The sequence below is a fragment of the Synechococcales cyanobacterium T60_A2020_003 genome, from assembly GCA_015272205.1.
In the GTDB taxonomy this organism is placed as follows: Bacteria; Cyanobacteriota; Cyanobacteriia; order RECH01; family RECH01; genus JACYMB01.
In genome coordinates this window covers 1-9,901 of record JACYMB010000170.1, presented here as the reverse complement: position 1 = coordinate 9,901, position 9,901 = coordinate 1, and the positions used below count along the sequence as shown (strand labels likewise).

Here is a 9,901-nt window from a genome sequence, read left to right as displayed (position 1 = left end):
TCGACACCTGGACCGAGTTACTCTGCCATGCCGCCTGATTGGATAAAGTCGAGCTAAGGAGCAGGTTGAAAAAGGCTCTACTGAATCCAGGGAAGATGTCTGTCCAGAGTGATCAGCGCTATCCAATCTCTGGGGTTTGGCCGCGATCAGTCATGATTTCTCTGAGAGCCGCGTGTTGTGCGGCTCTCGAAGTTCAACATGCAGAGTTCGCGTCTAGTGACTCAGTAGTGCCAGCTTGCGTCTATGGTTCGAATCGTGCTTCTCTAGGCAGGGTAGTGAGTTGGTTGATATTCGTGGGAATCCTTTTAATTAAGCCAAAGCGATCACGTCAATGCTCGTGTTTTAATTCCTCCGGGTTCCTTTGAAATCTCCACTTAGCGACCTTTCTATGACAACCCCACAAAGCTCAACCATACCTTACCAAGTGGGGGGGGTTCTGCAGGCTGATTCCCCCACCTATGTTCACCGCTTAGCAGATAAAGAACTCTATGAAGGATTAAAAATAGGCCAATTTTGCTATGTTTTAGGGGCGCAAGATACGGGGAAATCGAGTCTGCGGGAACAGACGGCGCGACGATTGCAGCGCATTGGCTATACCTGTGTTGCGGTCGATATCCGGCGTATTAGTGCTCAGGTGACGACGGCGGATCAGTGGTATGCGCGCCTCACCCAGAGCATTGCTGCAGATCTGAAGCTTCTACCCACGGTCAACTTACCCCAGTGGTGGAGCGATCGCAAAGCGCTGTTTCCAGTCCAGCGATTTTTCCAATTTATTGAACAAGTCGCGTTACCTGCGATTCAAGGCTCCCTCATCCTGTTTATGGATCAGATTGAGGGAGTTCTAAACCTTCCGGTGCGCTTAGATGACTTTTTTGCTGAGATTCGTGCCCATTATCAGCACTACCAGGAAGCTCCAGAGGCTCAAAAGCTTCACGTTGTTGTGTTGGGGATTGCAACACCGAATCAACTCATTCGCGATGAGCAGCGATCGCCCTTCATCATCGGCAGATCTATCCCGATCCAGGGCTTTCAACTCCATGAGTGTCTGCCCCTCATTCGTGGATTTGAGCACAATATCGGCAACCCCCAGAGGCTAATGCGCGAGATTCTGGCATGGACCCATGGGCATCCCCTGTGGACGCAACGGTTATGTGAGCTGGCACAAGCGTCTACAGAATTTGTACCAGCGGGAGCTGAGGCCGTTTTTATTGGTGAATTGGTGCGATCGCACCTCTTTGGGAATTGGGAAAACCCAGCCGAGCTAACCCATCTGCAAAACGTTAGCGGTCGCTTACTGCTCGGAGAAAGTCCACGCCGCTTGCTTTCTAGTTACCGGACGCTCCTGCAACGCGGGCACATTCCCTTTGACCCCGCTAATCCTGATCATCGAGAACTGCTGCTTGCCGGGATTGCGACTCAACAGCGAGGCAACGGAAACGCCCAATCCGTTTTGCAGCCAGCGAATCCTCTATACGTTGCGATTTATAACCAACAGTGGGTGGATAGTGAGCTAAACCATTTATGTCCGTACCACACCGCACTCATGGATTGGGCCGCCTCAAAGGGCGATGAGTCTTTCTTGCTTACAGGGGATGCCTTGCAGCAGGCGATCGCCTGGATTGAGGGAAAATCGCTCGGACGGCTTGAGCAGCAATTTTTTGCCGCGTGTAAACGTCTAGATGCGAGTACCAGTGCGTCTGCCATTCCCCAACCCTACGTTCGCCAGATTGCATCTGAGGCAACGATCATTCAAACTTCCCCCCAGATAATCCAGTCTGAGGCAACGGTGATTCAAGCCTATATGCCTCCAACTATGGATGACCCCGAAGCCACCGTTATCCAGACTCAGCCTTATCTTACCAATGCCAATGCTAAGAGTTTGCAAACGCAAAATTCGGCGTCTGCTTCCCGACTCAGCTATCAAGGGCATCGCAGCGATGATCAAATTTTGTATGATCACTTCTTGCTTTGGGTGCAGCAAGAATCCCCGGAAGAATTAATCAGTCGTTTTCGGCAGCTCTTTTTCGTTGGGCGGGATTATGCGGATGACTCGGTTGCCCAAGCGCTTGATCGGATCGTTGGATCTGCAAGTGCTGAGCGAGAGTTTAAGTTTATTTTGAATCGCTGCTGTCACATTTTGATCAACCGATGGCAAATGATGCCGGGACAGCAAGACGCCATTATTGATCTCATTGAACTGATCGAAGAAACACCCGCTGCACCTGCACAATCCTCTCGATTCCGACCATCAGGACAGCGCCGATTGCATAATTTGGTTCAAGCGTTTCGAGACACTGAAGAATTTCTGACGCTCCAGCGTATTGCCCGGGTGTTGATGGGCAATCCAAATCGTGACAATCCTCCCTTGGGGCAAATGATTATTCGCTATCCGTATCTGTACTCCCATAACTTGCTGAGTCAGAACAGTTCCTTCGAGCATCAGCAAACCATTCGATACATCCAAAGTCAGCGGCAGGCTCAGCTTGAGACCAACTTAGTTCAATACATGACCCAACTGGTTAGCCGTGCCCAAATTGCGGCGCAAACGTCGCAAACCCGAGCATCCCAGATTATTCAAACCAGCCAAAACCCGACCCTCCTGACCGACCGAGAACTGTATATGGCGGTTCGGCACTTTGTCGGCAACGTCCATGGTGCTTACACCTACCGCGACTTAGCGCAAAGCTTCCTAAGTCACATTAGGGATGTGTCATCCTACAAAGCCTTCAAAGATGATTTGTATGAGTATCTGACCTCTACGATTGAGCCAGAGTACGGTCGTCGGCAGTTTAATCAGCGCCTTCATCAGCGGCTCCAAAGTATCTTTCCAGACAGCGAGTCCCGTCAACTGGATGACTTCTTGCTGGTTCGTACCTGTAGCCAGTTGTTCAATTTTTTGGTGGTGGACAGTCCGCAACAGCCCAGCCACTATATCTTTATTGACCTGATTAGTAATCTGGGGCCAGCACAGACAATGGGGCTTCTCCTCAAGATTGCCATGCTGTCCCAAAAGGTCAAACCTCACTTGGAAAGACGGTTCTCTATCCTGTTTAACCACTATGAAGCGCAAACCTTGAATGACATTCTCTGGTTTGTGAAGTCTTTGGAAAATATGAATGTGGCCTTCGCGACCAATTTTAGCGATCTGAACCTCACCTCGATCCGCAAAAACCTACGCTGATCCTCACTAGTGCGTCCATCTATAGATAAAATTCGTAACCGCTACGTACCAAAATTTGGAATCCGGGTTTTGTAAACATCGAGTGAACCCAATCTTGATAATGAGCGATCGCCATCGTTCATAAAAATTTATGTCAACACAGGCTGAATTGGCGCAAATTCATAGGTTTCGGTTCCCCCAACTTGATAAACTTTTGATTGATTGTTGAACTTAATGATTCAGCAAAAATTTATTACGAAAAGTTAATCACAAACTGTACCTGCGCCCATTGACATAGCGGGACTGGTGACAACTACTTGGGAGGAACGATGAATATTGCCGTTGTGGGTCTAAGCCACAAAACTGCTCCAGTGGAAATCCGTGAGAAACTTAGTATCCCCACTGCCGAAGCAGAAAATGTAGTCGCTCAGCTTTTGAGCTATCCGCATGTGGAAGAGGTAGCGATTCTCAGCACCTGTAACCGTTTAGAGATTTACTTTGTGGCTACCGAAGCTCAACCGGGCGTGCGCGAAGTCGGACAATTTTTAGCCGATTACGGCAAGATTCCAATGCACCATCTGCGCGAACATCTTTTCATCCTGTTGCACCAAGATGCGGCGATGCATTTGATGCGCGTAGCGGCTGGATTGGACAGCTTAGTGCTTGGGGAAGGGCAAATTTTGTCTCAGGTGAAGCACACCCATAAGCTGGCTCAGGATTACAACAGTGCGGGACGCATTTTGAATAAGCTGCTGAAACAGGCGATTACCGCAGGGAAGCGAGTGCGCACCGAAACCAGCATTGGGACGGGAGCCGTATCCATTAGTTCGGCGGCGGTTGAACTGGCGCAAATGAAGGTGGAGGATCTGAACGATCGCCGCATTGCCGTGATCGGAGCCGGAAAGATGTCTCGCCTGGTGGTGAAGCACCTGCTATCTAAGGGAGCGAACCATATTGCAGTGGTGAATCGTTCCCTACGGGGTGCGGAAGAACTGGCGAAAGAGTTTAAAGATGCAGATCTAAAGCTGCACACTCTAGCCGATATGGATGCGGTGTTGGCCTCATCGGATTTGGCCTTTACGGCGACCGCATCTACGGAGCCGTTGATCAACCGGGCACGGGTGGAGGCGATTCTACCCGCAGGGCGATCGCTCATGCTGTTTGATATCTCGGTTCCCCGCAATGTTGACGCCGACGTGAACGAACTGCATCAGGTTCACACGTTTAACGTCGATGACCTGAAAGCCGTCGTCGCCCAAAACCAGGAGAGCCGTCGCAAGATGGCCATGGAAGCGGAAGTGCTTCTGGATGAAGAGGTGGATGCCTTTTTGACCTGGTGGCGATCGCTCGAAACGGTATCCACCATTAGCAGTCTCCGAGACAAAATTGAAAGCATTCGGGAACAAGAGCTGGAAAAAGCCCTATCTCGTTTGGGTTCAGAGTTTGGTGAGAAGCATCAGGATATTATCGAAGCCCTCACTCGCGGAATTGTAAACAAGATTCTGCACGATCCGATGGTGCAACTGCGGGCACAGCAAGATATTGAAGCCCGTCGCCAAGCCATGCAAACGCTGCAAGTACTGTTCAATTTGGAACCCGTGTCTAACCAATCGGTTTAGCAAACAACCTTAGACATAGCCTCTTGCTCATGACCTGAGGTGAAAGACTCTGAATTAGACCTTGGCGCATTCGTTACAGAGAATGCGCCTTTTTTAAGGGCGAAGTATGCTGGATAGCAGAGCACGCTTGTGCCGCCTTTGGAGAATCGCCACAACGGTCGTTTGGTTATGCTGAGTGAAAAGTATTCTGTTCAGTACCGTACACCTCGCAAATTCAGGATTAATGTCCTGAAGTGGCTGGTTATTGCGATTGTGGCTGTTTTCCTCACGGATTTTATGATTATCCTGATTGCAGAAGGACTCTGGTTTCAGGAAGTTCAGTATCTCCCCTTTTTTGCAGCACGGCTTCTTTCGATTGGACTCTTGGGGGGACTCACGTTTGGGATTAGCGTCGGGTTTCTCTGGCGACATTTGGCGATCGCCCGTCAAACGGCTCATCCCCCCGATATTTCCAAACCAGAGTCCACCCTTTTATCGAGTTCGTCAAAGTCCTGGCGACGTTATCCCGGATCAATGCGCTTTTTGCCCCTAATGGCCCTGACGACCGTGCTGTGCGTCGGAATTGGGACGATGCTGCTCTACCACGGGCGGATCGCCATCGAGCACTGGACCATGAATCTGAGCGTGACCGATGAGCAAACCAGAATTCCGGTGCGCTTTAGTATCGATGCGGTGGGTCAAACCTTGCAAACCTTTGGGATTAAGCCCTGGTTTTGGCTGGGGATTGCAGGGCTAAGTGGGGCGATCGTCTTCTTTCCCTGGATTGTGCTGCACGGCATTGCGATTTTTACCAGCATTAGCTTGGCGACCATTTCTTCGGAATACTGGAGTCGGGTGCTGATTGCCTTTACCTCACAAACCTTTCAAAAGGCCGATCCGCTATTCGGCAACAACATTAGCTTTTACGTCTTCCGGTTGCCCTTATTAGAGCTGTTGGGGTCGGTGGCACTAGGAATTACAACGCTAGCCTTAGTGACTAATGTGCTGATTTATCTTCTGTCCGGCAATAGCCTCAGCAATGGACGATTTCCGGGCTTTAGTCTCCCGCAACAGCGAAACCTCTGTCATCTTTTAGGCTTGTGGATGGGGGCGATCGCCTGGAGCTATTGGCTCAAACGCTATCAACTCCTCTTTCAATCGGACGGGGTAACCTTTGGGGCAGGCTACACCGATGTTTATGTGCGGTTGCCGATGTACACCCTCTTTGCCTGGGGAGGATTGGCGCTAGCGATTCTGTTTTTGCTCTATGGTTGGCTAACGTCTGAGAAAAAGCGCACCCCCCTCCGGCGCACTCACATCGTGCGTCCTCTTTCCTCCAAACTTACGTCGTGGCATCTGATCCTGATTACCTTTGGCGGATTCTGGGCGTTGGTTTTAGGGACTGCGGTGCTGCCCTATAGCGTACAACGCTTGGTGGTTCAGCCAAATGAATTGACGCTAGAACGCCCATTTTTAGAACGCACGATCGCCTTTACCCGCAATGCCTTCAAGCTAGATGCCATTGATACCGAACCCTTCGTTCCCCAGAGCAATCTCACCTACCAGAGCTTACTGGATAACGATCTGACGGTTAAGAATATTCGATTGTGGGATACGCGCCCCTTGCTGGAAACAAACCGTCAGCTCCAGCAGTTTCGTCCCTATTACCGCTTTCCAGAGGCCGACATCGATCGCTACACGCTCATCCAAGATGACGGCACCACTGAACAACAGCAAGTCCTGATTGCGGCGCGGGAACTGGATTATTCGGCGGTACCCACTGATGCCCAAACCTGGGTCAACGAACACTTAATCTACACTCACGGCTATGGGTTCACGGTTAGTCCGGTGAATCGAGCCGCTACGGGAGGGCTACCGGACTATCTCATTAAAGACATTGGGCCAAATCCGGCGGATGAGGTGGTGGCTCGCAGTATTCCCATTGGTGAGCCGCGCCTCTACTATGGCGAACTTAGCAACACCTACGTCATGGTGAAAACAACCCAGCCAGAGCTAGATTTTCCCAGCGGTAGCGATAACGTTTACAACACCTACAGTGGTTCGGGAGGGATCCAAATCGGCTCGTTCTGGCGACGGATTGTGTTTGCCCGATACCTCCGGGATTGGAAAATGATGCTGACCGATACCTTTACGCCGGACACGCGGGTTCTCTTTCGCCGGACGATTCAAGACCGCATCCGCACTATTGCCCCGTTTCTCCGGTATGACCATGATCCCTATTTGGTCGTTGCAGATACAGGGCACAATGCAGCGGATCAAAATTATCTCTACTGGGTGCTGGATGCCTATACTACGAGCGATCGCTACCCCTACTCCGATCCTTTGGCGAGCGACTTCAACTACATTCGCAACTCGATCAAAGTGGTGCTGGATGCCTACAACGGCAGCGTTACGTTTTACATTGCGGATGATTCCGATCCGGTGATCAACGCTTGGAGTGAGTTATTTCCTGGCGCGTTTAAGCCTCTGAGCGAAATGCCCCCTGCCCTGCGATCGCACATTCGCTATCCTCAGGATTTTTTCCAGGTGCAGTCGCAGCAGTTGATGATCTATCACATGACGGATCCGCAAGTGTTTTACAACCGGGAAGATCAGTGGCGTGCCCCCAATGAAATCTACGGCAGTGAGCAGCAGGAGGTCGAACCCTACTACCTGATTATGAAACTACCGACAGAGAAATCGGAAGAATTCATCTTGCTGCGCCCTTTTACGCCCTCCCAACGCAACAACATGATTGCCTGGTTGGCGGCTCGGTCGGATAGCGTGATTACAGGCAGTGGTGGCGAACTGCGTTATGGCCGAATGTTGCTCTATCGCTTTCCGAAGGAAACGTTGGTATTTGGGCCAGAGCAGATTGAAGCCCGCATTAACCAAGATCCGCGTATTTCGGAGCAAATTTCCCTGTGGAATCGTCAGGGGTCACGGGCGATTCAGGGCAATCTGTTGGTGATTCCGATTGAGCAATCGTTGCTGTATGTGGAGCCTCTGTACCTGGAGGCGGAGCAAAATCGATTGCCCACGCTGGCGCGGGTGATTGTGGTGTATGAAAACCGCATTGTGATGGCAGAAACGCTGGAGAAATCACTGCGAGCCATTTTCCAACCGGACGAAGGATCTCCACCCATCATCCGAACCGTTGAGGAATCCATTCCGCCACCGGATCTGACGCTCCCCGAACCCAATGGCGGCGTTTCACCGGATATTGCTCCAGATGCTGAACCCGTAGAGTAGGGGGCTAGGGGGCTGGCTTAGGCGGCGGCAAAACTCATGCGGCTGAGGAAGGCTTTGAGGCGATCGCTCTGGGGATGGGTCAACACTTCACGGGCAGAGCCTGTCTCTTCCACATAGCCCTGGTTTAGAAACAGTACGCGATGGGCAACTTCCCGCGCAAACTGCATTTCGTGGGTCACGATCGCCATCGTCATGCCTTCTTCCGCCAACTGCTGCATCACCATCAGCACTTCGCCCACCAATTCGGGATCGAGGGCGCTCGTCGGTTCGTCAAACAGCATCACTTTCGGCGTCATGCAGAGGGAACGAGCGATCGCCACCCGCTGCTTTTGTCCTCCCGAAAGCTGCTCTGGATAACTCTCGGCCTTTTCGGATAGCCCTACTTTTTCAAGATAAAACCGTGCCCGATCGGTGGCCTCGCGGTCAGGAACGTTCTGCACTTTGCGGGGTGCGAGGGTTAGATTCTGAACCACAGTCATGTGGGGAAACAGATTGAACTGCTGAAACACCATGCCCACTTCTGCCCGTAGCTTTCGCAGCGTTGTGTCGGGTAATTTGGGGTGGGATAGGTCAATCCCATCGACAATCAGACGTCCACCGTTAATTTTCTCCAAGCGGTTGAAGCAGCGCAGCAGCGTACTTTTGCCACAGCCGGAGGATCCAATAATGGCAATCACTTCTCCGGAGTTGATGTAACCGCTGATGCCCTTAAGGACTTGCAGCTCCCCAAAGTTTTTCTGAAGGTTTTCAAACACGATAATCGGACTGGAGGATTCCATAATGCGCTGTTTTAATCGGTAATCCGAGGCAGGTGAAGCCGAAAGGGGCGATCGCTCTGCTCAATTCTGAATGCGTCAAGCTTACCTGATTTGGCGAAAAAGTTCCTAGAACATACATCTGGATACAGTTTAATCTCGAGGTTGCAGGTATGTTGGAGGTATGATTTCGTTCACTGATCGTTCCTATCAAAGCTATGCCTGAACGATTTGCTCTTGATGCTCTCCCCGATTGCCTACTCAGCACTTCGAGCAATTGGGGGACTATCATTATTGATACTCATTGAGGAGTGATTTTAATCGAATGACTTTGTTTACGCGATCGCAACTGATTCGACAATGGCTACCTGGGACCTTGGGTGTTGTTGGTGCGTTGGTCTTGGGAGCTTGTGGGGGTGCGCCGTCTACAGAAAGCACCACGGTCACAACAGATACCGCTACAGGGGACACGACCCTGGTTGTCGCCACGGAACCTGCCTTTCCGCCCTTTGAGTCCCAAGCGTTCGACGGCTCCCTCGAAGGATTTGATATTGATCTGATGAATGCAATTGGCGAGGCAGCGGGGTTTACCGTCGAATTTGAAAGCTTGCCCTTTGACGGCATTATCCCAGCCCTCCAGGCCGGGACGATTGACGCAGCCATTAGCGCCATGACGATTACCCCTGAGCGGGCGGAAACCGTTTCCTTCTCGCGTCCCTACTTTAAGGCTGGATTGGCGATCGCCGTCCAAGACTCGACAACGGATGTGACCTCTCTCGAAAGCTTGGAAGGGAAGCGGATTGCGGCTCAAATTGGCACCACTGGAGCCTCGAAGGCGAATGAGATTCCGGGAGCCGAAGTCCGAACCTTTGACTCTGCGCCCCTCGCCCTGCAAGAACTCTCCAACGGCAATGTGGATGCGGTTATCAACGATGCCCCTGTAACCCTCTACGCGATTAAGGAAGGAGGGCTGACTGGACTCAAGGTAACGGGTGAGCTTTTGACCGAAGAATTTTATGGAATTGCGATTCCCAAAGACTCGGAGAATGTTGCTCTCATCAACGAAGGGTTAACCACCATCAATGAACTACCCCGCCGCAAGCGGACGGGGTATCAGAATCAAAAAAGAGCAAGTT

Annotated in this window: 5 protein-coding genes; 4 read left to right on the top strand and 1 reads right to left on the bottom strand. The window is 51.3% G+C overall.

Features of this window, described 5'->3' with window-relative positions; genetic code table 11:
- Positions 1-388 precede the first annotated feature (388 nt).
- From IGR76_09055 to IGR76_09045, 3 genes are all read left to right on the top strand, one after another.
- The gene (locus IGR76_09055; GenBank protein ID MBF2078655.1) at positions 389-3,181 is read left to right on the top strand and encodes an AAA-like domain-containing protein; all 2,793 of its coding nucleotides are present in this window, start codon (positions 389-391) and stop codon (positions 3,179-3,181) included.
- A 308-nt stretch (positions 3,182-3,489) separates the two neighbouring features.
- A complete protein-coding gene (locus IGR76_09050; GenBank protein ID MBF2078654.1) occupies positions 3,490-4,779 on the top strand; it encodes a glutamyl-tRNA reductase in 1,290 nt (429 codons plus the stop codon).
- A 168-nt stretch (positions 4,780-4,947) separates the two neighbouring features.
- A complete protein-coding gene (locus IGR76_09045) occupies positions 4,948-8,010 on the top strand; it encodes a UPF0182 family protein (GenBank protein MBF2078653.1) in 3,063 nt (1,020 codons plus the stop codon).
- A gap of 17 nt (positions 8,011-8,027) precedes the next feature.
- Here IGR76_09045 and IGR76_09040 read toward each other — a convergent pair whose 3' ends face one another.
- Complete coding sequence (locus IGR76_09040) at positions 8,028-8,789, bottom strand: amino acid ABC transporter ATP-binding protein (GenBank protein ID MBF2078652.1); 762 nt, start codon at positions 8,787-8,789, stop codon at positions 8,028-8,030.
- A 301-nt stretch (positions 8,790-9,090) separates the two neighbouring features.
- On the opposite strand from IGR76_09040, the gene IGR76_09035 reads away from it, so the two are divergent.
- On the top strand, positions 9,091-9,901 hold an 811-nt coding region (locus IGR76_09035; protein ID MBF2078651.1), incomplete at its 3' end, for a basic amino acid ABC transporter substrate-binding protein.

Coding starts and splice junctions, on each gene's coding strand:
- IGR76_09055 (MBF2078655.1), top strand. CDS start 389: ATGACAACCCCACAAAGCTCAACCATACCTTACCAAGTGGGGGGGGTT.
- IGR76_09050 (MBF2078654.1), top strand. CDS start 3,490: ATGAATATTGCCGTTGTGGGTCTAAGCCACAAAACTGCTCCAGTGGAA.
- IGR76_09040 (MBF2078652.1), bottom strand. CDS start 8,789: ATGGAATCCTCCAGTCCGATTATCGTGTTTGAAAACCTTCAGAAAAAC.
- IGR76_09045 (MBF2078653.1), top strand. CDS start 4,948: ATGCTGAGTGAAAAGTATTCTGTTCAGTACCGTACACCTCGCAAATTC.